The following is a 25523-nucleotide window of genomic DNA, read 5'->3' on the forward strand; positions in this document are numbered from 1 at the left end:
AGGTAGGGTCGAGATGTTCAACACCCGTCAGAGCTGGCCGGATTCCCGGGGCTCTGCGCAGTAGACGGCAGGGGAGATGACCGTGCGGCAGGAGTCCGGTGTCGGTGACGAGCAGCTGGAGGTCTGGATCGACCAGGACCTGTGTACCGGTGACGGTATCTGCGCTCAGTACGCGCCGGAGGTCTTCGAGCTGGACATTGACGGTCTGGCCTATGTGAAGGGACCGGACGAGGAGCTTCTGCAGGTCAGGGGGGCTGCGACGCGGGTGCCGTTGCCGCTGGTGGGGGATGTGGTGGACTCGGCGCGGGAGTGTCCTGGCGAGTGCATCCATGTGCGTCGGGTTTCGGACAGGGTCGAGGTGTACGGCCCGGACGCTGAGTGATCGCACGGCCACCCGGCGTCAGTCGTGTCTCTTTTCTCACATTCTCGGGGCTGTGCGTGACCCTGTCCGGGTCGGGCGGTCAGACGTCGCGGCTGCCGTTGGGGGTGGTGCGGAGGAACGCGCCGTTCTTCCACTGCCATTCGGCGTTGGTTCTGACGTCGGGGCAGCAACTCGGTACATCGGGCGTGGAGTAGCCGAGGAGGGTGGCGGTGACGACGGCGTCGCGAACGGCGAAGTCGGTGACGGTGATGCGGTCCTTGGGGTTGACGAGGGTGGCGACGACGCGGGGTCTGGTGGTGCCCGCCGCCTGGGTGAGGACGTAGAGGCCGTCGGGTGGGGTGCCCATGCCGGCGTCGCAGTGGACGACGGCGATGGTTTCGGGGCGGCCGTCGCCGTCGAGGTCGCCGGTGGCCTTCTTCACGATGAGGAGTTTGGTGGGGCCGCAGTCGAGCGGGAAGTCGGCCTTGGCGGGGTCGGGGGGTGCGGTGGCGGCGGGGGCGGCCTTGGTCTCTGCGTGGGGTTGGGCCGCCGTGGCGGCGCCGGGTTGCAGCACGGAGGACAGGGCGATCACGCCGGAGACCGCGGTGGCGGTGGCGACCCAGTGGATGGGCCGGGTGGTGGTGTGAGCGAGTTCCGGGACGGCGGAGTGCTGCACGGGGGAGGTGTCTCCTGTGAGGGCTGTGCCGGTGGGGGTGCCCCGCATCGTGCCACAGGTCACACGGCGGGGGAACGGCGGGGTCGGCACTGCTGGTGGCGCGTCAGTTTCCGTGTGCGCCGGGAGTGGAGGGGCTGGACGCGTCGGTGGGTGGGTGTGTGTGCGTGTGTGCGTTTCGGCGGTGGAGGCGTGTGGGTGTGTGTGCGCTTGAACACACCAGCGCCGTGGCCGAGTTCCGCGAAATGTGCGGGAACTCGGCCACGGCGCTGGTGTGTTGCGGGCGGTGCCGGGGCCGGGGTCAGCGGCCGGTGCCTCCGTCGGCGTTGGGGCCGGTGTAGTCCTCGCCGTAGGCGCCCTTGGCGGGGCGGCGGCGGCGCATGGGCGGCTCGACGCCGTCGGCGAGGCGGCGGGCGGTGAGGAGGAAGCCGGTGTGGCCGATCATGCGGTGGTCGGGGCGGACGGCGAGGCCCTCGATGTGCCAGTTGCGGATCATGGTTTCCCAGGCGGTCGGCTCGTTGAAGCAGCCGATCTCGCGGATGGACTCGACGGTCCGGGCGAGCTGGGTGGTGGTGGCGACGTAGCAGCAGACGATGCCGCCGGGGACGAGTGCCTTGGAGACGGCCTCGAGGCACTCCCAGGGGGCGAGCATGTCGAGGATGACGCGGTCGACGTCGGTGTCGGACAGGTTGTCCTGGAGGTCGCCGACGGTGAGCTGCCAGGCGGGGTGGGGGCCGCCGAAGTAGCGTTCCACGTTGGCCTGGGCGATCTCGGCGAAGTCGGCGCGGCGCTCGTAGCTGTGCAGCATGCCCTGGTCGCCGATGGCGCGCAGCAGGAAGGTGCTGAGCGAGCCGGAGCCGACGCCGGCCTCCACGACGCGTGCGCCGGGGAAGATGTCGGCGAAGGCGAGGATCTGCCCCGCGTCCTTGGGGTAGACGACGGCTGCCCCGCGGGGCATGGACAGGACGTAGTCGGGGAGCAGGGGGCGCAACGCGAGGTAGGCGACGTTCCCGGTGGTGCGGACAACGCTGCCCTCGGGTGCGCCGATCAGTTCGTCGTGCGGGAAGGACCCCTTGTGGGTGTGGAAGTTCTTTCCCGCTTCGAGTGTGAACGTGTAGTGGCGGCCCTTGGGGTCGGTCAGCTGTACCTGGTCCCCGACCTTGAAGGGCCCGCGACGGCGGGCGGCACCGGTCGGTTCGGACATGTGACCAGCCTACCGGCAGCTGAGGGGGCCGTGGACCACTAGGCGGTCGGACGGGCCATGGCCTTGACGAAGGCGCGTTCGACGTCGGCGGCGGAGAGGACGCCGTAGATCTCGCCGGTCTCCTCGACGACGAGGTATTCGGTGGCGGGGGTGGCGCGCAGGGCGTCGAGGAGGTCTTCGCCGGCGAGTTCGGCGGAGACGCGCATGCCGTCGGTGAGGTCCTGGGCGAGGCCGCTGACGGGGACCCAGGGGCGGCGGTGTTCGGGTACGCCGACGATGGCGGCTTCGCGGACGAGGGAGAGGGGCCGGCCGTGGGCGTCGACGACGACGAGGGCGCGGGCGCCGACTTCGTTGGCGCGGCGCAGGGCTTCGGAGAGGGGGGTGTCGGTCTGGACGGGGACGGCGCGGCGGGTGAGGGTGCGGGCGCGCAGTTCGGGGAGGTGTTCGCGCAGGCGGGCCATGCGGAGGCTGTTGCCGGCGCCGGTCCAGATGATCGCGGCGAGGATGGCGGCGAGCAGGGCGTCGGTGACGGTGTCCATGCCGACGTTGTCCTCGGCGGTGGAGCCGAGGGCGCCGGACTGGGTGAGCAGGGGCAGTCCGATGAGCACGGCGATGGCGAGGGCGCGGCCGACCCAGGCGGCGGCGATGGTGCCGCTCATGGGACGGCCGGTGATCTTCCAGACGACGGCACGGAGCATGCGGCCGCCGTCGAGGGGCAGGCCGGGGAGCAGGTTGAAGGCGGCGACGATGAGGTTGGAGACCATGAGGCCGGCGAGGAGGACGCCGGGGACGGTGCCGGGTTCGACGGGCTGCAGGGCGAGGTAGAAGATCGCGGCGAGGACGAGGGAGAGCAACGGGCCGACGAAGGCGAGGACGAATTCGCGGCCGGGGGTCTCGGCTTCTTTCTCGATCTCGGAGGCGCCGCCGAAGAACTGCAGCTGGATGCGGCGTACCGGGAGTTTGAAGCGGAGGGCGGCGACGGTGTGGGCGAGTTCGTGGACGAGGACGGAGGCGTAGAAGGCGACGGCGAAGAAGAGGGAGACGAGGTAGCGGGCGGCGCCGAGTTCGGGGAGCACGCGGTCGAGTTGTCCGCCGAAGACCCAGGTGATGAGGGCGGCGACGAGGAACCAGCTGGGGGCGACGTAGACGGGCACGCCGAAGGGGCGGCCCATGAGGATGCCGCCGCCGGGGTCCTTGGGGCGCTGCGGGGGGCGTCCTTGGCCGGAGTGGGCGGGTGTGCGGGTGGGGGTGGCGCTGTGCTCGGGGGTGGTTGGGCCGTTGGAGTGAGGAGGCGCCGACGGGGGTGCGGGCTGCTTGTCCGGCGGGGTGTCGGCGTCGCCGGTCGCAGGGGGCTGGGGGGTGCTCGGGTCGTGCGCGTCGGGCCCCGGGGTCGCGGCGGTGGGTGCCGCGGGCTCGGTGGGGAGCTGCTCGGGACTCGGTGATTGCTCGCGGGGCGTGTCGTCGGGCGCCCCGTTGTTGCCGGGGCGCGGCTGTGCGCTCCCGCCGCTCTCGTCCACGCTGTCCCCTCGATCGATGCGTCTCCCCGGCCCCGGTCGTGCCGGGTGGGAGGGTCCGGTGTCGATGGTATGCGGCCGTCGCGCGGTGTTCCGCCCCGGCACCCTTCGGTTTCTCCTCGGCCGGGTGTTCCCCGGTCCGTGGGTGGGTGCTGGGCCCGGGTCGTGGCTGGGTCGGAAGACAGCCCAGCAGGGCGTCAGTCGGTGGCAGAGCCACGACCACGGGAACCTGAGTATCAGCATCGATGTCAGTGGCGGGCCGTATGGTCTGTGGTCATGGAAACCAGCACCGACGGCGCCGCCGTGCCGTCCGCCGTGGCCGCCGCGCCCCCGGATTCGCTGTCGCCGTCGCGCGCCGGCGATTTCATGCAGTGCCCGCTGCTGTACCGGTTCCGGGTGATCGACAAGCTGCCCGAGAAGCCGAGTGAGGCGGCGACGAGGGGCACGCTGGTGCACGCGGTTCTCGAGCGGCTGTTCGACGCGCCGGCCGCTGAGCGGACCGCTCCGCGTGCCAAGGCGCTGCTGCCCGGCCAGTGGGACCGGCTGCGGGAGAGCAGGCCGGAGGTGGTGGAGCTGTTCGCGGACGATCCGGACGGTGAGCGGTTGGCGCGTTGGCTGGGTGAGGCGGAGCGGCTGATCGAGCGCTGGTTCACGCTGGAGGATCCGACGCGTCTGGAGCCCGCCGAGCGTGAGCTGTTCGTGGAGGCGGAGCTGGAGTCGGGGCTGAGGCTGCGCGGGATCATCGACCGCGTCGACGTGGCGCCGACGGGTGAGGTGCGGATCGTCGACTACAAGACGGGCAAGGCGCCCCGGCCCGAGTACGCCGAGGGCGCGCTGTTCCAGATGAAGTTCTACGCCCTGGTGGTGTGGCGGCTGAAGAAGGTCGTCCCGCGGCGGCTTCAGCTGGTGTATCTGGGCAGTGGGGAGGTGCTGACGTATGACCCCGTCCTTGCCGACCTGGAGCGTGTGGAGCGCAAGCTGCTCGCACTGTGGGAGGCGATCCGGGTGGCGACGGAGACGGGTGACTGGCGGCCGCGCCGCAGCAAGCTGTGCGGCTGGTGCGACCACCAGGACGTGTGCCCGGAGTTCGGGGGCACTCCCCCGCCGTATCCGCTGCCGGTCCGTCCGGCCGCCGGTGTCCCGTCGGGGCAGCAGTCGCTGCCCGGTCAGCGGGCGGACGGCTCCTCGGGCCCGGAGGTGTCCGCGTCGGTCGGGGTGCCGGAATCGGGCGGTGACGCGCAGGGCAGAATGGGGCCGGACTAGCGAAGGGGGACTTACGTGGCCATCCGCGTCCTACTGGTCGACGACCAGCCGCTGCTGCGTACGGGCTTTCGGATGATTCTGGAGGCGGAGCAGGATCTCGCGGTCGTCGGCGAGGCCGGAGACGGCCTGCAGGCGCTTGACCAGGTGCGTGCCCTGCAGCCCGATGTGGTTCTGATGGACATCCGTATGCCCCGTATGGACGGCGTGGAGGCGACCCGGCAGATCACCGGGCCGGGGCGGGACGGCCCGGCGAAGGTGCTGGTGCTGACGACGTTCGATCTGGACGAGTACGTGGTGGAGGCGCTGCGCGCCGGTGCGAGCGGGTTCCTGCTGAAGGACGCGCCCGCCAACGAGTTGGTGCAGGCGATCCGGGTGGTCGCGGCGGGGGAGGCGATGCTCGCACCGAGCATCACCCGGCGGCTGCTCGACAAGTACGCCACGCATCTGCCGTCCGGGGACGAGCCGGTGCCGGACACCCTGCACACCCTCACCGAGCGTGAGGTGGAGGTGCTGAAGCTGGTGGCGCGCGGGTTGTCCAACGCGGAGATCGCCGCGGATCTGTTCGTCAGTGAGACCACGGTCAAGACGCACGTCGGTCATGTCCTGACGAAGCTGGGGCTGCGGGACCGGGTGCAGGCGGCGGTGTACGCGTACGAGAGCGGGCTGGTGCGTCCGGGCGCCCAGTAGGCGGGGAGAGGGTGACGGTGAGGGCGCCCCTGCCGCAGGGGCGCCCTTCGTGCGTGTGGGGGCGGCTCAGCCCTTGCTGATCTCCCAGAACCGGAACACGGTGGAGGCGTCCAGGCAGTACTCGAGTCCGTACACGTCGTCCCGTGTGACGGCGTACTGCTTGCCCTGCCAGATCGGGATGACCGGGACGTCCTCGGCGACGATGTGCTGGAGCCTGCGGTACTCGTCGTCGGTGGCGGAGCGGTCGCTCTGGGCGGCCGTCTTCGGGATGAGTTCGCCGGTGATGGTGCTGTTGGCGTAGTGGTTGTCCAGCACGTTGCCCTTGCCGAAGAAGGGCGCGGTGAAGTTGTCCGGGTCGGGGTAGTCGGGCACCCAGCCCTTGACGTAGACGCCGTACTTGCCGGCCGTGATGTCCTTCTCGTACTGGTCGAAGGGGACGGACTTGACGGTCGCTTCGAACAGTCCGCTGTCGTTCAGCTGCTGGGCGATGGTCTTCAGTTCCTCGTCGGTGGCGGGCCCGTACCGGGACGGGGTCGACCACAGGGTCAGTGTGACCTTGCCGGTGATGCCCGCGGCGCGCAGTGCGGCGGCGGCGTTGGTCCTGGAGGGCCGGGCGCCGTAGGTGTCGAAGAAGGACGTGTCGTGGCCGGTGATGCCGGCCGGGATGATCGAGTACAGGGGCGTCGCGGTGTTGTTGTAGACCTTGTTGACGAGGGCGTCGCGGTCGAGGAGGTAGGCGATGGCCTTGCGGACGCCGAGCTTGCCGGCCACCGGGTCGTCCATGTTGAAGACGAGGTGCTGCACTTCGGCGCTGGAGCCCTCGACGACCTTGATGCCCTTGCCGGTGGAGGTGCCGTTGTCGATGTCGGCGATGTCGGCGGCGGCCAGGCCCCGGTAGGCGAGGTCGATCTTCCGGTTCAGGAGGGCGTTCTTCAGGGCGGACTGGTCGCCGTGGAAGAACGTCAGGGTGACGCCGGAGTTGTGCACCTTGGCGGCGCCCTGGTACCGGGAGTTGACGGAGAAGACTGCCTTGTCCTTGCCGAAGGAGTCGAGCTTGTAGGGGCCGGAGCCGACCGCCTTGCCGTCGGTGCGCAGTTTGTCGGCGGGGTAGGCGTTGTGGTCGACGATGGAGCCGGCGCCGGAGGCTATCTTGCTGGGGAAGGTGGCGTCGGCGTACTTCAGTTTGAAGACGACGGTCTTGGTGTCCGGGGTCTCGACCGAGTCGAGCATGGGGAACATGATGGCGGGGCCGGCCGAGTCGTTGATCTTCAGCATGCGGTCGAAGGAGAACTTGACGTCCTTCGAGGTGAGCGGGTCACCGTTGCTGAACTTCAGGCCGTCCCTCAGGGTGCAGGAGTAGACCTTGGTCTGCGTGTCCGTGAAGGCGCACTCCCGGGCGGCTTCCGGCTCTGGCTCCGTGCCGCCCTTGGGGAAGGCGAGCAGGGACTGGAAGACGTTGTTGAACAGCAGCCAGGATCCCGGGTCGTAGCCGGAGGCCGGGTCGGTGGCCAGGACGTCGTCGGACATCCCCACCACCACGGAGGAGCCGGTGCCCGAGGAGTCGTCGCTCGAGGAGCCACATCCGGTGAGCAGGCCGGCGGCCAGCCCTGTCGCGATGGACAGAACCGGCCACTGGGTGCGCAAGTTCACGTGCATGTGCCTTGTCTTCGGTTGTCGTTCGCCCCGGACTCCGCGCGTTCCGGGCGTGCGGAAGTTCCCGGATCGTACCGCGTACGAGGCGAGACCCCCGGAGGTGTCCCCGGGGGTCCGAAGAACCGCTGGTCACATGGCCGGTGTGAAACCGGGCTGCTGACCGGTCAGCTGCCGACGCCGCGACCGAGCTCCCACAGCTGCAGCGTGGAGGAGGAGTTCATCACGTACTCGCTGCCGGTGATGTCGTCACGGGTGGCGACGTACTGCTTGCCCTGCCACAGCGGCAGGATCGGCACGTCCTCGGCGACGATGTCCTGCATGTCGGTGAGGCTCTTGGACGCGGTGAGGCGGTCGGCCTCGCGGCGGGACTGCGGGATCAGGGTGTTGATGATCTCGGGGTTGGCGTACGGGGAGCCGAGGGTGTTGTCCTTGTCGAGGAACGGCGCCAGGTAGTTGTCGGCGTCCGGGAAGTCCGGGAACCAGCCCATGCCGTAGACGTCGTACTGGCCCTTCTTCTCGGCCGGGCGGAACTTCTCCCAGGGGGTGCCCTGGACGGTGACGTCGAACAGGCCGCTGTCGTTGAGCTGCTGCTTGAGCAGCTCGAACTCCTTGGCGGTGGCCGGTCCGTAGTGGTCGGTCGTGTAGTGCAGCGTCAGCTTCACCGGGGTGGAGACGCCCACCCTGGAGAGCAGGGCGCGGGCCTTGTCCACGCTGGGGTTGCCGTACTTGTTGAAGAACGAGTTGGAGTGGCCGGTGATGGTGGCGGGGACCAGCGAGAACAGGGGCTCGGCCTCCGTGCCGTACACCTTGGAGACCAGCTCGCCGCGGTTGATGACCTGTGCCATGGCCTGGCGGACGGCCTTGTTCTTCACCGTGGGGGCGTCGGTGTTGAAGGCCAGGTAGCGGATCTCGAGGCCCGGCATCTCCACGAGGTTGACGTTGCCGTGGGTGGCGTTCTGGAGCTTGCGGATCTGGTCCGGGTCCATCGTGCGGGTCATGACGTCGATGTCGCCCTTGTCGAGGGCGGTGCCCATCGCGCCGGCGTCGTCGAACGACTCGAGGACGACCTTGTCGTTCTTCGGCGTCAGCAGGCCCCGGTAGTTGGGGTTCTTGGTGAAGGTGGCCTTGACCAGCTCGTTGTTCTTGACCTCGGCCTGCATCGTGTACGGCCCGGAGCCGTCGATGTCGAAGCCGTCGCGGAGCTTGTTCTTCTCGTAGTCCTTGGGGTCGACGATGCCGGCGACCGGCGTCGACAGCTTGAACGGGAAGGTGGCGTCCGCGGTCTTGAGGTGGAAGATGACTTCGTTGTCACCCTGCGTCTCGACGGTGTCGATGGTGGACAGCAGGGCGAAGACACCGCTGTCGGCCTTGATGGCGCGGGCGCGGTCGATGGAGTACTTCACGTCGGCCGCGGTCACCGGGTCGCCGTTCGCGAACTTCAGGTCCTTGCGCAGCTTGCAGGCGTAGCGCTCGTTGCCGGTGTCGGTGAAGCCGCAGCTCTCCGCGGCCTCGGGCTGCGGCTCGCCGTCGCCGCGGGGCTGCACCATCAGCGTCTGCACGGTCTGCCGGAGGATGTTCCAGGTGCCGACGTCGTAGGCGTACGCGGGGTCGAGGGGCGCGGGGGCGTCACTGGAGGCGGTGAACCGGTCGGTGGTGCCGACGACGATGGCGTCACCGCTCTTGCCCCCGCTGCTGGACCCGCCGCAGGCAGCGAGGACGGGGGTGAGCAGACCGGCGACGGCCGGCAGCACCAAAGTCTTGCGGTTCATGCTCGAGTTTCTCCAGAGCTGTCGGGTCCGTGTATCCGGCATGCATGGGTGGTGCGGCGGATCACGGGGAAGCGGTGATGTTCTCGCGCTGAGATTAGTCCGCACCTGCACGAGGGCTGACAGCCACCGGAGTTGAGTTCCCATCACGCTGTGAAACCGGCTGTGAACGGACCGGAAAACCGGTCGGGGAAGGATTCGTGCAGCGTTTCACCAATCGGGACACAAGGGCGCGTCGGGGGCGCCCGAGTGGAGGCGGGCAGCACACGCCGGGCCTGCTGTCGACCCCCGCGAGCGTGGGGAACGTCACATAATGAACAGGCGCTCCGCACCCCGGAATTCGCTCGGTTGAGCCGGTATTAATTCATTCGGTTGGACAGCCGGGAGTAATCCGTCCATTCGCTCTGCACGCTGGGTGAAGGCTCAACGCATTTGCGTCATCAAACGCTGCAGAAATGGCAGGTCGACCTCTTCGAGCGAGGTGACGACGGTGCGCCCGGCGGCCGGTTCGATGGGGGCGACCGAGGGCACGGCCACCACCCGGCAGCCCGCGGCCTCGGCGGCCGTGACTCCGGTCACCGTGTCCTCGATGACCGCGCACCGCGCGGGGTCGGCGCCGAGACCGGCGGCGGCCCGCAGATACGGGTCGGGGAACGGCTTGGTGCGCTCGACCTCGTCGCCGGCGACGGTCAGGGTGAAGTACTGCGGGCCGACGGAGGCCAGGATGCGGTCGATGATGCGCCGGTGGGAGGCGGAGACCAGGGCGGTGGGGATGTTGTGCGCCGCCAGTTCGGCCAGCAGCCGTGCGGCACCCGGCATCAGGGGCAGTCTGCGGTCGATTCGGTTCTCGAACCCGTCGTTGAGCAGGACGGTGAGCTCGTCGAGGGTGATGTCGGCGCCGGTGGCCTCGATCAGGAATCCCGCGCTGCGCGTCATGGGACCGCCGACCACGACATGGCGCCATGACTCGTCGAGGGCGTGGCCGAGGCCGGCGAAGACCTCGACCTCGACGTCCCACCAGAATCCCTCGGTGTCCACGAGGGTGCCGTCCATGTCGAGGAGCACGGCCTGCAGGGCGGAGCCTTCGGCCGTACGGGTTCCGAGTGCGGGAACCGTAGTGGTCATCCGGCGTACCTCCTTCAAGGGACGACCAGGCCGGTTCCCAGCAAGGGAACCGGCCTGCGGTGGATCGACCAGTGTACGACGCGCGTGGGAAAAGTGCCTCTCGGTACGGGAGCGCCACGCCGCCGTGCGGGCCCAGGGGGACCTGGGCAGGTCCGCGGATGGCGCCCGCACCGTCGTGGGGACATCGGGCCGCACAGCTTCCGCCGGAGCGCAGAGGGGCGCCCCGCCGCCCGCACCTGGGCCTCGGTCGGCCGTTCGGGCGCGGAGCGCGAGGGCGCGCCGACCACACCCGGCCGGCGCCGGAGGGCGGGCCGGAGGGCGCGTCGGGAAGGGTCCCCCCAGGGCGCCCGGCCGGCTCGCGCGGGAGACGGGCCGACGGGGCCGCCAAGCCGCACGCATACGGACGGGCCAGGGCCGCGCCCAGGCGGCCCCGCCCGGGGAGCGCGGCTGCGCCCTGCCGTCCGGGGCCCGAGACGTGGTTGCGCCCCGCCGTCGGCCCGAGGACACGGCCGTCCCCCACCACCGACCCGAAGACACGACCGTCCCCCACCGCCGACCCGAAGACACGGCCGTCCCCCACCGCCGACCCGAAGACACGGCCGTCCCCCACCGCCGACCCGAAGACACGGCCGTCCCCCACCGCCGACCCGAAGACACGACCGTCCCCCACCACCGACCCGAAGACACGACCGTCCCCCACCGGCCAAGCCCGAGGGCCGTCGGCGGGGATCTGCGGCGGCGGGGGACGGACGCTACCGCGCGTTGAAGTACTTGGCCTCCGGGTGGTGGATCACGATGGCGTCCGTGGACTGCTCCGGGTGCAGCTGGAACTCCTCGGACAGGTGGACGCCGATCCGCTCCGGCTCCAGGAGCTGGGCGATCTTCGCGCGGTCCTCAAGATCGGGGCAGGCGCCGTAGCCGAGGGAGAAGCGGGCGCCGCGGTACTTCAGGGCGAACATGTCTTCGATGTCGGCGGGGTCCTCACCGGCGAACCCGAGCTCGGCGCGCACGCGCGCGTGCCAGTACTCCGCGAGGGCCTCCGCCAACTGCACGGACAGCCCGTGCAGTTCGAGGTAGTCGCGGTAGGAGTTCGACTCGAACAGCCGCGCGGTTTCCTCGCCGATCCTCGAGCCGACGGTGACGACCTGGAAGCCGACGACGTCCCGCTCCCCCGACTCCTCCGGACGGAAGAAGTCGGCCAGGCACAGCCGGCGGCCGCGGCGCTGGCGCGGGAAGGTGAAGCGGGTGCGCTCGTTGCCCTCCTCGTCCAGGATGATCAGGTCGTCGTCCTTGGACACGCACGGGAAGTAGCCGTAGACGACGGCCGCTTCGAGGAGGTTGTCGGTCTGCAGCCGGTCGAGCAGGCCGCGCAGCCGGGGCCGGCCCTCGGTCTCGACCAGTTCCTCGTACGACGGCCCCTCGCCGGTGCGGGCCTGCTTCAGGCCCCACTGGCCCTTGAACAGTGCGCCCTCGTCCAGCCAGGAGGCGTAGTCCTTGAGCGGGATGCCCTTGACGATGCGGGTGCCCCAGAACGGGGGTGTGGGCACGGGGTTGTCGGTGGCGACGTCCGAGCGGACGTGCCCCTCCTCGGGCCGTTCCTCGATCTCGACGGTGGCCGCGCGCACCCGGCGCTGCCGCAGTTCGGGCAGCTTCGCCCCGGGCACGCCCCGCTTGACTCCGATCAGGGCGTCCATCAGCCGCAGTCCCTCGAACGCGTCGCGGGCGTAGCGGACCTCGCCCTCGTACAGCTCGTGCAGGTCCTGCTCGACGTAGGCCCGGGTGAGCGCGGCGCCGCCGAGGATGACCGGGTAGGTGGCGGCCAGGCCCCGCTGGTTGAGCTCCTCCAGGTTCTCCTTCATGATCACCGTGGACTTGACCAGGAGCCCGGACATGCCGATGACGTCGGCCTTGTGCTCCTCGGCTGCCTCCAGGATCGCGGAGACGGGCTGCTTGATGCCGAGGTTGACGACGTTGTAGCCGTTGTTGGACAGGATGATGTCGACGAGGTTCTTGCCGATGTCGTGCACGTCGCCGCGCACGGTGGCGAGCACGATGGTGCCCTTGCCCGCCTCGTCGGTCTTCTCCATGTGCGGTTCGAGGTGGGCCACGGCGGCCTTCATCACCTCGGCGGACTGCAGCACGAACGGCAGCTGCATCTGGCCGGAGCCGAACAGCTCACCGACGACCTTCATGCCGTCCAGCAGGGTCTCGTTGACGATGTCGAGGGCCGGACGCTCCTCGAGCGCCTCGTCCAGGTCGGCCTCCAGGCCGTTGCGCTCGCCGTCGATGATCCGCCGCTTCAGGCGCTCCTCGAGCGGCAGCGCGGCCAGTTCCTCCGCCTTGCCGGCCTTCAGGGACTTGGCGGTGGCGCCCTCGAACAGCGCCATCAGCTTCTGCAGCGGGTCGTAGTCCGCGGAGCGCCGGTCGTGGATCAGGTCCAGCGCGGTGGTCACCTGCTCCTCGTCGAAGCGTGCGATCGGCAGGATCTTGGAGGCGTGCACGATCGCCGAGTCCAGCCCGGCCTTGACGCACTCGTCGAGGAAGACGGAGTTGAGCAGGATGCGGGCGGCCGGGTTGAGGCCGAAGGAGATGTTCGACAGGCCCAGCGTGGTCTGCACCTTCGGGTGGCGCCTCTTCAGCTCGCGGATCGCCTCGATGGTGGCGAGGCCGTCCTTGCGGGACTCCTCCTGGCCGGTGCAGATGGTGAAGGTCAGACAGTCGATGAGGATGTCGTCCTCACGGATACCCCAGTTGCCGGTCAGGTCGGCGATCAGCCGCTCGGCGATCTCCACCTTCTTCTCGGCGGTACGGGCCTGGCCCTCCTCGTCGATGGTCAGTGCGATCAGCGCGGCGCCGTGTTCCCTGGCGAGCTGGGTGACCTTGGCGAAGCGGGACTCGGGGCCGTCGCCGTCCTCGTAGTTGACCGAGTTGATGACCGCCCGGCCGCCGAGCTTCTCCAAACCGGCTCGCAGGACGTCGACCTCGGTGGAGTCCAGGACGATCGGCAGGGTGGAGGCGGTGGCGAATCGGCCGGCCAGCTCCTCCATGTCGGCGACGCCGTCACGGCCCACGTAGTCGACGCACAGGTCGAGCATGTGGGCGCCCTCGCGGATCTGCTCCCGGGCCATCTCCACACAGTCGTCCCAGCGGCCCTCCAGCATGGCCTCCCGGAACTTCTTCGACCCGTTGGCGTTCGTCCGCTCGCCGATCGCCAGGTAGGAGGTGTCCTGGCGGAACGGCACGCTCTGGTAGAGGGAGGCCGCGCCCGGCTCGGGCTGCGGGTGCCGCTCGGGCGGGGTCAGACCGCGGACGCGCTCGACGACCTGGCGCAGGTGCTCCGGCGTCGTACCGCAGCAGCCGCCGACGAGGGACAGGCCGTACTCGGAGACGAACGTCTCCTGCGCGTCGGCCAGCTGGGCGGCGGTCAGCGGGTAGTACGCGCCGTCCTTGGTCAGCTCGGGCAGGCCGGCGTTCGGCATGCACGACAGCGGGATACGGGAGTGGCGGGCGAGGTAGCGCAGGTGCTCGCTCATCTCGGCCGGACCGGTGGCGCAGTTCAGGCCGATCATGTCGATGCCGAGCGGCTCCAGCGCCGTCAGCGCGGCGCCGATCTCGGAGCCGAGGAGCATCGTGCCGGTGGTCTCGACGGTCACCGACACGATCAGCGGGACCTCGTACCCGGCGCTCTCCATCGCGCGGCGGGCGGCGATCACGGAGGCCTTGGTCTGCAGCAGGTCCTGGGTGGTCTCCACCAACAGGGCGTCGGCACCGCCGGCGAGCAGGCCCTCGGCGTTGCGCTGGTAGGCGTCGCGGATGCCGGTGAAGGTGGTGTGGCCGAGGGTGGGCAGCTTGGTGCCGGGGCCCATGGAGCCCAGCACCCACCGCGGGCGCCCGTCGCGCGCGGTGAACTCGTCGGCCGTCTCGCGGGCGATGCGGGCGCCGGCCTCGGACAGTTCGGCGACGCGCTCGGCGATGTCGTACTCGCCCAGGGCGGTGAGGTTGGCGCCGAAGGTGTTGGTCTCGACGCAGTCGACGCCCGCGTCGAAGTAGGCGGCGTGCACGGTGCGGACGATGTCCGGTCGGGTGACGTTCAGAATCTCGTTGCAGCCCTCGAGGCCCTGGAAGTCCTCCAGCGTCGGGTCCTGGGCCTGGAGCATCGTGCCCATGGCGCCGTCGGCCACCACGACACGGGTGGCTAGGGCTTCCCGGAGGGCTCCGGATCGGGTCCGGCTGTCGGTGGAGGCGGACGAAAGGGACGGGTTCGGCAACGAGGCCATGGAAGATGCTCCCTGGAGTGCGACGGCTGTCGGCTTTGCGTCCCCTGGACCTTCCCACGGAGGACGCACGCCGTCAGGGTAGCCCGGAGCGCGCCGTACGGTCAGGGGCGTCCACGGGGCGGGACGGACTGAACGCCGGATGACCCGCGCGGGGGCTTCCGCAGAACGGATGACGGCCGCCCATTAGCGGGAGGTCGGCAACGACCGGTAGTGTTCGGCATTGCCGAACGGCGGTATACGAACACCAGCCGACGGTCGAAGTGGACGGAGGGCAGGACGGCGATGGCACGGAACATCCAGTCGCTCGAACGGGCGGCCGCGATGCTGCGGCTGCTCGCGGGTGGCGAGCGACGGCTCGGCCTGTCGGACATCGCCTCGTCGCTGGGCCTCGCCAAGGGCACGGCCCACGGGATACTCCGCACGCTCCAGCAGGAGGGGTTCGTCGAGCAGGACACGGCCTCCGGCCGCTATCAGCTCGGGGCGGAGCTGCTGCGCCTGGGGACCACCTACCTGGACGTGCACGAGCTGCGGGCGCGCGCCCTGGTGTGGACGGACGACCTGGCACGTTCCAGCGGGGAGAGCGTCTACCTGGGTGTCCTGCACCAGCAGGGGGTGCTGATCGTGCACCACGTCTTCCGCCCGGACGACAGCCGGCAGGTCCTGGAGATCGGGGCCATGCAGCCGCTGCACTGCACGGCCCTGGGCAAGGTGCTGTCGGCGTACGACCCGGTCGCGCACAGCGAGGCGCTGGAGGCCGACCGGAAGGCTTTCACCGACCGGACCGTGTGCGACCTGGACGACTTCGAGCAGGTCCTGGACCTCACCCGGGCGCGTGGGTACGCGGCCGACGTGGAGGAGACGTGGACCGGGGTGGCCTCGGTCGCCGCCCCCATCCACGACCGGCGGCGGATGCCGGTGGGTGCCGTGGGGATCACCGGCGCCGTGGAGCGCGTGTGCCGGGACGGGGAACTTCGTCCGGAGCTGATCGCGGCGGTGCGCGACTGCGCCCGCGCGGTGTCACGGGACCTGGGCGCCGGACGGTTCTGAGCCCCGGTCACCACGGGGTCTCGCACTCCCGCCAAGCCGGTACGGCACTGCCGTACCGGCCGCTTCGCGTGCCCCGCGCCGGGGGCTGCGAGCACGAAACGTGCCTGTTCGCACGCGATACGCCACCCATCGAAGCAAGGTGCGCGGATAGCGATCAGTAACGATCCCGCTTCGTGTCACAGGAGTCTTGACGAGCCTGCGAACAGGCAGCAAGACTCCCGTCCATCGGTCGGCATTGTCGAACACCTAACGGCAATACGCGCTAGAGTGTGACAACGCCAAGGGCCGGCATCGCTCTCACCCCCGAGGGCGCGGACCACCGGAGGGACCCGGGGTTCGCCTTCCCCTGGACGAAGGACAAAGGAGTCGCGGGTGTCCAGCTCCGACATCTTCATCGGCGAGACCATAGGTACCGCCCTGCTCATCCTCCTCGGCGGCGGAGTGTGCGCCGCCGTGACACTGAAGTTCTCCAAGGCCCGTAACGCCGGGTGGCTCGCCATCACGTTCGGCTGGGGTTTCGCCGTTCTGACGGCGGTCTACACCTCGGCACCGCTCTCCGGTGCCCACCTCAACCCGGCCGTGACGCTCGCGCTCGCCATCAAGACCGGCGACTGGAGCAACGTCCCGATCTACTGGGCGGGACAGCTGCTCGGTGCGATGATCGGTGCGACCCTGGTGTGGGTCGCCTACGCCGGCCAGTTCCAGGCCCACCTCACCGACAAGGAGATCGTGGGCGGGCCGGGCGCGCAGGCCACCACCGCCAAGGCGGTCGAGGCCCAGGAAAAGGGCGCCGGCCCCGTGCTCGGCATCTTCTCCACCGGCCCGGAGATCCGGCACACGGTGCAGAACCTCGCCACGGAGATCATCGGCACGATCGTGCTGGTGCTCGCGGTCCTCACGCAGGGCCTCAATGACAAGGGCAACGGTCTGGGCACCCTGGGCGCCCTGATCACCTCGCTGGTCGTGGTCTCGATCGGCCTCTCCCTGGGCGGCCCGACGGGCTACGCGATCAACCCGGCCCGTGACCTCGGTCCGCGTATCGTGCACGCCCTTCTGCCCCTGCCCAACAAGGGCGGCTCCGACTGGGGCTACGCCTGGATCCCGGTCGTCGGCCCACTGGTCGGCGCGGCGATCGCCGCAGGCATCTACAACGTCGCTTTTGCTTGAGATTGAGTGAGCCGTAGAAGGCTCCGCACGTAAGCACCGCGCCGTAAAGACAGCCCCTTTTAACCATGGAACTCCAGGAGCACACCGTGACCGACGCACACACCGCCGGCCCCTTCATCGCCGCCATCGACCAGGGCACGACCTCCTCGCGCTGCATCATCTTCGACCGGGACGGCCGGATCGTCTCCGTCGACCAGAAGGAGCACGAGCAGATCTTCCCGAAGCCCGGCTGGGTGGAGCACAACGCGACCGAGATCTGGACGAACGTCCAGGAGGTCGTGGCCGGAGCCGTCGAGAAGGCCGGCATCACCAGAGACGACATCAAGGCCATCGGTATCACCAACCAGCGCGAGACCACCGTGCTGTGGGACAGGAACACCGGTGAGCCCGTCCACAACGCCATCGTCTGGCAGGACACCCGCACCGACGCCCTGTGCAAGGAGCTCGGCCGCAACGTGGGCCAGGACCGCTTCCGCCGCGAGACCGGCCTGCCGCTGGCCTCGTACTTCGCCGGTCCCAAGGCCCGCTGGCTGCTCGACAACGTCGAGGGCCTGCGCGAGCGCGCCGAGGCGGGCGACATCCTCTTCGGCACCATGGACACCTGGGTCATCTGGAACCTGACCGGTGGTGTCAACGGCGGGCGGCACGTCACCGACGTGACCAACGCCTCCCGCACCCTGCTGATGAACCTGCACACCATGCAGTGGGACGACAAGATCGCCGAGTCCATCGGCGTCCCGCTCGCGATGCTGCCGGAGATCCGCTCCTCCGCCGAGGTCTACGGCGAGATCAAGGGCGGACGCCTCGGCGACCTGCTCGGCGGCATCCCGGTGGCCTCCGCGCTCGGCGACCAGCAGGCGGCCCTGTTCGGCCAGACCTGCTTCTCCGAGGGCGAGACCAAGTCGACCTACGGCACCGGCACCTTCATGGTGATGAACACCGGTGACAAGATCATCAACTCCTACTCGGGCCTGCTGACCACGGTCGGCTACCAGATCGGTGACGACAAGCCGGTCTACGCCCTGGAGGGTTCCATCGCGGTCACCGGCTCCCTGGTGCAGTGGATGCGGGACCAGATGGGGCTGATCAAGACCGCCGCCGAGATCGAGACCCTCGCGCTCTCGGTCGAGGACAACGGCGGCGCCTACTTCGTGCCGGCCTTCTCCGGCCTGTTCGCCCCGTACTGGCGCTCCGACGCCCGCGGTGTGATCGCCGGTCTGACCCGGTACGTCACCAAGGCGCACCTCGCGCGCGCCGTCCTGGAGGCCACCGCCTGGCAGACGCGGGAGATCGCCGACGCCATGACCAAGGACTCGGGTGTCGAGCTGGCGACCCTGAAGGTCGACGGCGGCATGACCTCCAACAACCTGCTGATGCAGACGCTCTCGGACGTCCTGGACGCGCCGGTGGTGCGCCCGATGGTCGCCGAGACCACCTGCCTCGGCGCCGCCTACGCCGCCGGCCTGGCCGTCGGCTTCTGGACCAGCACCGACGACCTGCGCGCCAACTGGCGGCGGGCCGCCGAGTGGACGCCCCACATGGACGCGGAGACCCGCGACCGTGAGTACAAGAACTGGCTCAAGGCCGTCGAGCGGACCATGGGCTGGATCGAGCACGAGGAGTAATTCACGATGACCACCCTGCAGAGTGTTCCGGCTCTGGGGACCCACCCGGCCTACGGCTCCAACCCGAGCCGTGCCGAGACCCGCGAGCAGTTGTCCAGGGCGACGTACGACCTCCTGGTGATCGGCGGCGGGATCCTGGGCATCTCCACGGCCTGGCATGCCGCGCAGTCGGGCCTCAGGGTGGCGCTGGTGGACGCCGGCGACTTCGCCGGCGCCACCTCCTCCGCCTCCTCCAAGCTGCTCCACGGCGGTCTGCGCTACCTGCAGACCGGCGCGGTGAAGCTGGTGGCGGAGAACCACTTCGAGCGCCGTGCGGTCTCCCGTCAGGTGGCCCCCCACCTGGCGAACCCGCTCACGTTCTACCTCCCCGTGTACAAGGGCGGGCCGCACGGCGCGGCGAAGCTCGGGGCGGGCGTGTTCGCCTACTCCGCGCTGTCGGCGTTCGGCGACGGCATAGGTCACCTGCTGTCGCCGGCCAAGGCGGCACAGGACGTGCCGGAGCTGCGCACCGAGAACCTCAAGGCCGTGGCCGTCTACGGCGACGACCAGATGAACGACGCGCGCATGGCGCTGATGACGGTCCGCGCGGCCGTCGACGCGGGCGCCGTCGTCCTCAACCACGCCGAGGTCACCGGACTGCGCTTCACCAAGGGCCGGGTCACCGGCGCCGAGCTGCGCGACCGGCTCTCCGGCGAGGAGTTCGGCGTCGACGCGCGGCTGGTGCTGAACGCGACCGGGCCGTGGGTGGACCACCTGCGCCGGATGGAGGACCCGAACGCGGCGCCGTCCATCCGGCTGTCCAAGGGCGTGCACCTGGTCCTCAAGCGGACCTCCCCCTGGAAGGCGGCGCTGGCCACCCCGATCGACAAGTACCGCATCACCTTCGCCCTCCCCTGGGAGGACATGCTGCTGCTGGGTACGACCGACGAGGAGTACGAGGGCGACCCGGCCGAGGTGTCGGTGAACGAGAAGGACATCGCCCAGATCCTGGACGAGGCCGCCTTCTCGGTCCGCGACCAGCAGCTGCGGCGGGAGCTGATCACCTACTCGTTCGCCGGCCTCAGGGTGCTGCCGGGCGGCCCCGGCGACACCGCCAAGGCCAAGCGGGAGACGGTGGTGACCGAGGGCAAGGGCGGCATGCTGTCCGTCGCGGGCGGCAAGTGGACGACGTTCCGGCACATCGGCCGCACGGTCATGCAGAAGCTGGAGTCCCTGCCGGGCCACCCGCTCGGTGACGACTTCGAGCCGATCTCCTCGCTGCCGAAGAAGCTGCCGCTGCCGGGCATCGCCAACCCGCGTGCGGTCGCGCACCGGCTCGTCGTGGACGGCCCGGCGCCCGGCCCGCGCATGGCGCCCGACACGGCCAAGCACCTGGCGACCCACTACGGTTCGCTGGCCTTCGACATCGCGCGGCTCGCCAACGACAACCCGGAGCTGGGCGAGCGCGTCCACCCCGACGCCCCGGAGATCTGGGCGCAGGTCGTCTACGCCCGGGACCACGAGTGGGCCGAGACGGTGGACGACGTGCTGCGCCGCCGCACCACCCTGACGATCCGCGGCCTGGCCACGGATGAGGTGCGCGGCAAGGTGCAGGACCTGCTCGACAAGAAGTAGGTCGACGAGCAGCGCCCACCGGCGCCCACACGACGAGGGGCGGCTCCCCGCACGGAGCCGCCCCTTTCGTCTGCGCCGTTTCGTCTGCGCCTTTCGTTTGCGCGACTCCGGGCTGCGTACGGTGTTCGTACACCGTCCCACCGGAGTGGCCGCATGACGCAGGAGCTGTCCCCCATCGCCCGCATCCGCCGTACCGGGCTGCCGCCGTACGCCGTGGTGGTGGGCGACCCGGCGCGGGTGGCGACCGTCGCCGCGCTGCTGGAGGGGGCCGCGGAGCTCTCGTACCACCGCGAGTACCGGGTGTTCACCGGGAGTTGGAAGGGGCTGCCGGTGACGGTGGCCTCGCACGGAGTGGGTGCGCCGGGCGCGATCCTGCTGTTCCAGGAGCTGGCGGACGCGGGCATCCACACCGTCCTGCGGTTCGGCACGGCGGGCGCGATGAGGCCGGGGATCGGCGACGGCGACCTGGTGATCGCGGAGGCGGCCGTGCGCGACGACGGGGTCACCCAGCAGTTGCTGCCGCCCGAGTACCCCGCGGTGGCCGCGCCGGAGGCGGTCTTCGCCCTTCAGCGGGCGGCCCGCGAGGCGGGCGTGCCGCACCACCGGGGGATCGTCTGGACGCGGGCGGCGTTCCAGCCGGGCCTGATCCCTCTCGACGCCTACGAGCGGGCGGGCCTGGTCGCGATCGAGATGGAGCTGTCCGCGCTGCTGGTGACCGCCTCGCTGCGCGGACTGGTCGCGGGCGGGGTGCTCGTGGTGGACGGCGTCAACGCCGACGAACTCCTCGACGAGGCGTCCCCGTTCTCGGCGGGCGCCTACGACCCGCACCGTGAGGTCGTCGCCCGGGGCGTGGAGCGCGGCACGGTGGTCGCGCTGGAGGCGCTGCGGCTGCTGGCGGAGGGGGACGCGGGATGAGCGAGCGCGTCGATCTGCTGGTGCACGGCGGTGACGTGCTGACGGTCGACGACGCCGGAACGGTCGTACCGGAGGGAGCCGTCGCCGTACGGGGCGGGGGGATTCTCGCGGTCGGGCCGGCCGGGGAGCTGCGGGCCCGGTACGCGGCGGACGAGGAGGTCGACGCCGGTGGCTGTCTGGTGCTGCCGGGCCTGGTCAACGCCCACACCCACCTGGCGATGACACTGCTGCGCGGCAGCGCCGACGACGTCACGCTGCAGGGCTTCCTGGAGCGCGTGCTGCGCCGGGAGGCCGAGTTGCTGTCGCCGCAGCATGTGGCGGCGGGGGTACGGGCGGCCGTCGCCGAGAGCGTACGGGCCGGGGTGACCTCGGCGCTCGACATGTACTGGTTCCACGAGGTGGCGGAGCGGGTCGCGCTGGGGGCGGGCTGGCGGCTGTTGGCGGGGCCCACCTTCATCGATGTCCCGGACTCCCCCGACGGCAGGCCCTACCGGGAGCGCATGGAGTGGGCGCGCCGGGACCTGGCCGGGCGGACCGGGCAGCGGCCGGGGTTCCGACCGGTCGTGTTCGCGCACTCCACCTACACCCTGAGCCCTGATCAGCTGACGGAGATCGCCGCGCTGGCGCGGGAGCTCGGGGCACTGCTGCACCTGCACGCCGCGGAGAACGCGACGGAGGTCGCCACCGTCCGGGCGCGGTACGCCAGGCGGCCGGTCGAGCTGCTGGACTCGCTCGGTCTGCTCGGCCCCGATGTGCTGCTCGCGCACGCCGTCGATCTGACCGGCCCGGAGATCGCCGCGCTGGCCCGTACCGGCACCGCGGTCGCGCACTGCCCGGTGTCCAACCTCAAGCTGGGCTGCGGGATCGCGCCGGTGCCACGGTTGCTGGACGCGGGGGTGACCGTCGGGCTCGGCACGGACGGTGCGGTCAGCTCCAACACGCTGGACGTGTTCGACGCGATGCGGCAGGCGGCGCTGGTGCACAAGGCGTCCGGTGACCCGACCGCGGTGGGTGCCGAGCAGGCGGTGCGGATGGCGACGATCGAGGGCGCCCGGGCGCTGGGCCTGGGCGACCTGCTGGGCTCGCTGGAGGTGGGCAAGCGGGCCGACCTGATCGTGCTCGGCCTCGGGCGGCCGCATCTGCGTCCCCGGCACGACGTGTGGTCGGCCCTCGCGTACGCAGCGCACTCGGCGGATGTGCGGGACACGGTCGTCGACGGGCGGATCCTGATGCGGGACCGGGTGCTGACGACGCTCGACGAGGCGGCGGCGCTGGCGGAGCTGGAGGCGGTGGGCTGAACGGCCCACGGCGGGCGGCCCACCGCGTATCACGAGGTGACGACGGAAGTCCTCGGTTCCGTTCAGCACATCGGCCCTCATAATGACGCGAGACATCGGATCTATGAGCCACCTGGGAGGCCCGTCATGGCCGTCACCGACGAGGCGATCGAGAAGATCAAGGAAATGATCGTCTCCGGTGAGCTGCGTCCGGGCGACCGCCTGCCCAAGGAGAGCGAGCTCGCCGCGGGGCTGGGGCTGTCCCGCAACTCCCTGCGCGAGGCCGTGCGCGCCCTGTCGCTGATCCGCATCCTGGACGTGCGGCAGGGCGACGGCACCTACGTGACGAGCCTCGACCCCCAGCTGCTGCTGGAGGCGATGAGCTTCGTCGTGGACTTCCACCGTGACGACACCGTGCTGGAGTTCCTCGCGGTGCGCCGCATCCTGGAGCCGGCCGCGACGGCCTTGGCGGCCTCCCGCATCAGCGAGCGGCAACTGGACGCGCTGACCGCCCAGTTGGACGAACTGGGCCCCGAACCCTCGGTGGAGGAGCTGGTCGCCTCCGACCTGGAGTTCCACCGGGGGATCGTGCAGAGCGCCGGCAACTCGGTGCTGTGCTCCCTGCTGGACGGCCTGTCCGGGCCCACCACTCGGGCCCGGATCTGGCGCGGCCTCACCCAGGAGGACGCGATCGGCCGCACCCTGCACGAGCACCGGGCGATCCTCGGCGCCCTGCGCGACCGGGACGCGGAGGCGGCCCGCTCGTGGGCGACCGTGCACATCGCGTCCGTCGAGCAGTGGCTGCGCTCGACCCTGTGAGGCTGCACGGGGTGGGCGACCTTGTGGGCCACCCGTGCAGCGTGCCGGACCGGTAGGCGATCATGGGTGTTCGACGGCCCCGGACGGGGCAGTCATCCGTTCACTCCCCCGTGGCAGGGGACTGCGGGCGCCCCCACCGCACGCCGTAAGGTTGGGGCGTACGTGAGGGCACGTCGGAAGGAGGCGCTGGGTGATCGAGCTCGAGGGGGTTCCCGAGCTGATCGACCCGGTCATGGTGGCCGCGTTCGAGGGCTGGAACGATGCCGGCGACGCCGCCTCCACCGCGGTCGCGCATCTGGACAGGGAATGGAAGGGCGAGGTCTTCGCGGCGCTGGACGCCGAGGACTACTACGACTTCCAGGTGAACCGCCCCACAGTGTTCATGGAGGCCGGGGTCCGCAAGATCACCTGGCCCACGACCCGGCTCTCGGTGGTCCGCGTCGGCGGTGAGAAGCCGCGTGACCTGGTGCTGGTCCGCGGCATCGAACCGTCGATGCGCTGGCGCTCGTTCTGCAACGAGCTGCTGGGCTTCGCCCACGAACTGGGCGTGGAGCTGGTGGTGATCCTCGGCGCCCTGCTCGGAGACACCCCGCACACGCGTCCGGTCCCGATCAGCGGGACCACGTCCGACCCGGACCTGGCCCGCCGGATGGACCTGGAGGAGACCAAGTACGAGGGCCCCACGGGCATCGTGGGCGTCCTGCAGGAGGCGTGCACGCACGCGGGCGTTCCGGCCGTGTCGCTGTGGGCGGCGGTCCCGCACTACGTGTCGCAGCCGCCGAACCCGAAGGCCACGCTGGCCCTCCTCAACCGTCTGGAGGACCTCCTCGACCTGCGCATCCCGCTCGGCGAACTGCCGGAGGACGCGCGCGCCTGGCAGCTCGGCGTGGACCAGCTGGCCGCCGAGGACAGCGAGGTCGCCGAGTACGTGCAGACGTTGGAGGAGGCCCGGGACACCGCCGAGCTGCCGGAGGCGTCGGGCGAGGCGATCGCCCGCGAGTTCGAGCGGTATCTGCGGCGCCGGGATGTCAGCCCGCCCGGCGGGCACGCCACGGCGGACGGCGGCGAGGGCGGTCCGTTCCTGCGCGACAACCCCGGCGGCCGTACCCGTCCGCCGAAGCCGCCGCGGACGGGCGGCGAGGACGAGGATCCGCCGGAGGACTGAGCGGAGCGGGGGCGGTGCGCAACTGCGCACCACCCCCGCTCGGTGGTCGACGGAACCGCGCTCAGAGAGCCACGCCGAGCAGCGCGTCCACGGCCCGTGACACGACGCCGGGCGCCCCGGTGTCCGTGCCGCCGCCCTCCTGCTGGAGTGCGACCCAGCGGTCGACCGCGGCGAGCGCGGAAGGCGCGTCCAGGTCGTCGGCGAGGGCGTCGCGGATCTCCTCGACCAGTGCGTCGGCGGACGGCCCGTCGGGCCGGGAGACGGCGGCACGCCAGCGGTCGAGCCGCGCCACGGCGTCCTCGAGCACCTGGTCGGTCCACTCCCAGTCGGACCGGTAGTGGTGGGCGTGCAGCGCGAGCCGGATGGCGGCCGGGTCGACGCCGTCGCGCCGCAGCCGGGAGACGAAGACCAGGTTGCCCTTGGACTTGGACATCTTCTCGCCGTCCAGGGCGACCATGCCGGCGTGGACGTACGCCTTGGCCATGGGGAACTCGCCGGTCAGCACCTGGGCGTGCGAGGCGCCCATCTCGTGGTGCGGGAAGGCGAGGTCGGAGCCGCCGCCCTGGACGTCGAAGCCCATGCCGAGGTGGTCCAGGGCGATGGCCACGCACTCGATGTGCCAGCCGGGGCGGCCACGGCCGAGCGAGCCGCCGTCCCAGCTGGGCTCGCCGTCGCGGGCGGCCATCCACAGCATCGGGTCGAGCGGGTTCTTCTTGCCGGGCCGGTCGGGGTCGCCGCCGCGCTCCGCGGAGAGCAGGCGCATGGCGGCGGCGTCCAGGCGGGAGACCTTGCCGAAGTGGGGGTCGGACTCGACGGAGAAGTAGATGTCCCCCTCGAGTTCGTACGCGGCCCCGAGGTCCCGGAGGCGCTCGACCAGGGGCACGATGCCGGGTATCGCCTCCACTGCGCCTATGTAGTGCCGCGGGGGCAGCATCCGGAGCGCGGTCATGTCCTCACAGAACAGGGCGGTCTCCCGCTCGGCGAGGGCCACCCAGTCGACGTTGTCGCGCTGGGCGCGCTCGAGGAGGGGGTCGTCGACGTCGGTGACGTTCTGGACGTAGTGGACCTGGCGCTTGGTGTCGAGCCACACGCGCTGGACGAGGTCGAACGCGTTGTAGGTCGCCGCGTGACCCATGTGGGTCGCGTCGTACGGGGTGATCCCGCAGACGTAGATACGGGCGACGGGACCGGGGTCGAGGGTGACCAGGCCCCCGGTCGCGGTGTCGTGGATCCTCAGGTCGCGGCCCTGACCAGGCAGGGCGGGGACCTCGGAAGCGGGCCAGGCATGCATGTCATGAGCGTAACCGGCGGGAAGTTCTGTCCACGAACCGGATCGGGCGGGATGGGCAGCGAATGACCGGGAAGACGCTC

The 25523-nt window shown here is 70.6% G+C and carries 19 protein-coding genes; 11 read left to right on the top strand and 8 right to left on the bottom strand.

From position 1 onward, the window contains the following. Positions 1-76 precede the first annotated feature (76 nt). The gene (locus tag ACFYZJ_RS23485; RefSeq protein ID WP_388570979.1) at positions 77-382 is read left to right on the top strand and encodes a ferredoxin; all 306 of its coding nucleotides are present in this window, start codon (positions 77-79) and stop codon (positions 380-382) included. Positions 383-461: 79 nt separating this feature from the next. Here ACFYZJ_RS23485 and ACFYZJ_RS23490 read toward each other — a convergent pair whose 3' ends face one another. From ACFYZJ_RS23490 to ACFYZJ_RS23500, 3 genes are all read right to left on the bottom strand, one after another. After that, positions 462-1037: a hypothetical protein gene (locus ACFYZJ_RS23490; protein ID WP_388570981.1), complete on the bottom strand. Its 576-nt coding sequence runs from the start codon at positions 1035-1037 to the stop codon at positions 462-464. A 298-nt stretch (positions 1038-1335) separates the two neighbouring features. Then, positions 1336-2238 carry a tRNA (adenine-N1)-methyltransferase gene (locus ACFYZJ_RS23495; protein ID WP_103839091.1) on the bottom strand — a complete coding sequence of 301 codons (903 nt, stop codon included), beginning with the start codon at positions 2236-2238 and terminating at the stop codon, positions 1336-1338. Between the two features lie 38 nt (positions 2239-2276). Then, positions 2277-3755: a site-2 protease family protein gene (locus ACFYZJ_RS23500; RefSeq protein WP_388570983.1), complete on the bottom strand. Its 1479-nt coding sequence runs from the start codon at positions 3753-3755 to the stop codon at positions 2277-2279. A gap of 273 nt (positions 3756-4028) precedes the next feature. Here ACFYZJ_RS23500 and ACFYZJ_RS23505 point away from each other — a divergent pair, with 273 nt between their 5' ends. Further along, a complete protein-coding gene (locus tag ACFYZJ_RS23505; protein ID WP_388570985.1) occupies positions 4029-5015 on the top strand; it encodes a RecB family exonuclease in 987 nt (328 codons plus the stop codon). 15 nt (positions 5016-5030) lie between these two features. Then, complete coding sequence (locus tag ACFYZJ_RS23510; protein WP_058926326.1) at positions 5031-5702, top strand: response regulator transcription factor; 672 nt, start codon at positions 5031-5033, stop codon at positions 5700-5702. 66 nt (positions 5703-5768) lie between these two features. Here ACFYZJ_RS23510 and ACFYZJ_RS23515 read toward each other — a convergent pair whose 3' ends face one another. The 4 genes from ACFYZJ_RS23515 to metH all read right to left on the bottom strand — a co-directional run bounded on the left by ACFYZJ_RS23515 (position 5769) and on the right by metH (position 14523). Next, the gene (locus tag ACFYZJ_RS23515; protein WP_388571218.1) at positions 5769-7352 is read right to left on the bottom strand and encodes an ABC transporter substrate-binding protein; all 1584 of its coding nucleotides are present in this window, start codon (positions 7350-7352) and stop codon (positions 5769-5771) included. Between the two features lie 167 nt (positions 7353-7519). Beyond that, positions 7520-9124, bottom strand: a complete 1605-nt coding sequence (locus tag ACFYZJ_RS23520) for an ABC transporter substrate-binding protein (RefSeq protein WP_388570987.1) — start codon at positions 9122-9124, stop codon at positions 7520-7522. Between the two features lie 420 nt (positions 9125-9544). Next, the gene (locus tag ACFYZJ_RS23525; RefSeq protein ID WP_388570989.1) at positions 9545-10246 is read right to left on the bottom strand and encodes an HAD family hydrolase; all 702 of its coding nucleotides are present in this window, start codon (positions 10244-10246) and stop codon (positions 9545-9547) included. A gap of 752 nt (positions 10247-10998) precedes the next feature. Then, entirely contained in the window at positions 10999-14523 is a 3525-nt protein-coding gene (gene metH, locus ACFYZJ_RS23530; protein WP_388570990.1) for a methionine synthase, read from the bottom strand. A gap of 282 nt (positions 14524-14805) precedes the next feature. Here metH and ACFYZJ_RS23535 point away from each other — a divergent pair, with 282 nt between their 5' ends. From ACFYZJ_RS23535 to ACFYZJ_RS23570, 8 genes are all read left to right on the top strand, one after another. Beyond that, on the top strand, positions 14806-15570 hold the full coding sequence (locus ACFYZJ_RS23535; protein ID WP_388570992.1) for an IclR family transcriptional regulator: 765 nt from the start codon (positions 14806-14808) through the stop codon (positions 15568-15570). Positions 15571-15942: 372 nt separating this feature from the next. Beyond that, on the top strand, positions 15943-16737 hold the full coding sequence (locus ACFYZJ_RS23540; protein WP_388570994.1) for an MIP/aquaporin family protein: 795 nt from the start codon (positions 15943-15945) through the stop codon (positions 16735-16737). Between the two features lie 86 nt (positions 16738-16823). Continuing rightward, the gene (gene glpK / locus ACFYZJ_RS23545; RefSeq protein WP_388570995.1) at positions 16824-18362 is read left to right on the top strand and encodes a glycerol kinase GlpK; all 1539 of its coding nucleotides are present in this window, start codon (positions 16824-16826) and stop codon (positions 18360-18362) included. 6 nt (positions 18363-18368) lie between these two features. Then, positions 18369-19976: an FAD-dependent oxidoreductase gene (locus ACFYZJ_RS23550; protein ID WP_388570996.1), complete on the top strand. Its 1608-nt coding sequence runs from the start codon at positions 18369-18371 to the stop codon at positions 19974-19976. A 153-nt stretch (positions 19977-20129) separates the two neighbouring features. Continuing rightward, on the top strand, positions 20130-20891 hold the full coding sequence (locus tag ACFYZJ_RS23555; protein ID WP_388570997.1) for a nucleoside phosphorylase: 762 nt from the start codon (positions 20130-20132) through the stop codon (positions 20889-20891). Continuing rightward, the gene (locus ACFYZJ_RS23560; protein ID WP_388570998.1) at positions 20888-22189 is read left to right on the top strand and encodes an amidohydrolase; all 1302 of its coding nucleotides are present in this window, start codon (positions 20888-20890) and stop codon (positions 22187-22189) included. The genes ACFYZJ_RS23555 and ACFYZJ_RS23560 overlap by 4 nt, the downstream gene beginning before the upstream one ends. A 126-nt stretch (positions 22190-22315) precedes the next feature. Beyond that, a complete protein-coding gene (locus ACFYZJ_RS23565; protein ID WP_388570999.1) occupies positions 22316-22987 on the top strand; it encodes a FadR/GntR family transcriptional regulator in 672 nt (223 codons plus the stop codon). Positions 22988-23177: 190 nt separating this feature from the next. Then, positions 23178-24152, top strand: coding sequence for a PAC2 family protein (locus ACFYZJ_RS23570; RefSeq protein ID WP_388571000.1), 975 nt, complete (start codon positions 23178-23180; stop codon positions 24150-24152). Between the two features lie 61 nt (positions 24153-24213). Here ACFYZJ_RS23570 and mshC read toward each other — a convergent pair whose 3' ends face one another. After that, a complete protein-coding gene (gene mshC / locus ACFYZJ_RS23575) occupies positions 24214-25443 on the bottom strand; it encodes a cysteine--1-D-myo-inosityl 2-amino-2-deoxy-alpha-D-glucopyranoside ligase (protein WP_388571001.1) in 1230 nt (409 codons plus the stop codon). Between the last annotated feature and the right edge of the window lie 80 nt (positions 25444-25523).

This window comes from Streptomyces sp. NPDC001848 (assembly GCF_042891915.1).
Classification (GTDB): Bacteria; Actinomycetota; Actinomycetes; order Streptomycetales; family Streptomycetaceae; genus Streptomyces.

Bases quoted from the DNA above. Each gene is read 5' to 3' on its own strand.
- ACFYZJ_RS23485 (WP_388570979.1), top strand. From the start codon at position 77: ATGACCGTGCGGCAGGAGTCCGGTGTCGGTGACGAGCAGCTGGAGGTC.
- ACFYZJ_RS23495 (WP_103839091.1), bottom strand. From the start codon at position 2,238: ATGTCCGAACCGACCGGTGCCGCCCGCCGTCGCGGGCCCTTCAAGGTC.
- ACFYZJ_RS23505 (WP_388570985.1), top strand. From the start codon at position 4,029: ATGGAAACCAGCACCGACGGCGCCGCCGTGCCGTCCGCCGTGGCCGCC.
- ACFYZJ_RS23520 (WP_388570987.1), bottom strand. From the start codon at position 9,124: ATGAACCGCAAGACTTTGGTGCTGCCGGCCGTCGCCGGTCTGCTCACC.
- ACFYZJ_RS23525 (WP_388570989.1), bottom strand. From the start codon at position 10,246: ATGACCACTACGGTTCCCGCACTCGGAACCCGTACGGCCGAAGGCTCC.
- metH (WP_388570990.1), bottom strand. From the start codon at position 14,523: ATGGCCTCGTTGCCGAACCCGTCCCTTTCGTCCGCCTCCACCGACAGC.
- ACFYZJ_RS23535 (WP_388570992.1), top strand. From the start codon at position 14,806: ATGGCACGGAACATCCAGTCGCTCGAACGGGCGGCCGCGATGCTGCGG.
- ACFYZJ_RS23550 (WP_388570996.1), top strand. From the start codon at position 18,369: ATGACCACCCTGCAGAGTGTTCCGGCTCTGGGGACCCACCCGGCCTAC.
- ACFYZJ_RS23555 (WP_388570997.1), top strand. From the start codon at position 20,130: ATGACGCAGGAGCTGTCCCCCATCGCCCGCATCCGCCGTACCGGGCTG.
- ACFYZJ_RS23560 (WP_388570998.1), top strand. From the start codon at position 20,888: ATGAGCGAGCGCGTCGATCTGCTGGTGCACGGCGGTGACGTGCTGACG.
- ACFYZJ_RS23565 (WP_388570999.1), top strand. From the start codon at position 22,316: ATGGCCGTCACCGACGAGGCGATCGAGAAGATCAAGGAAATGATCGTC.
- mshC (WP_388571001.1), bottom strand. From the start codon at position 25,443: ATGCATGCCTGGCCCGCTTCCGAGGTCCCCGCCCTGCCTGGTCAGGGC.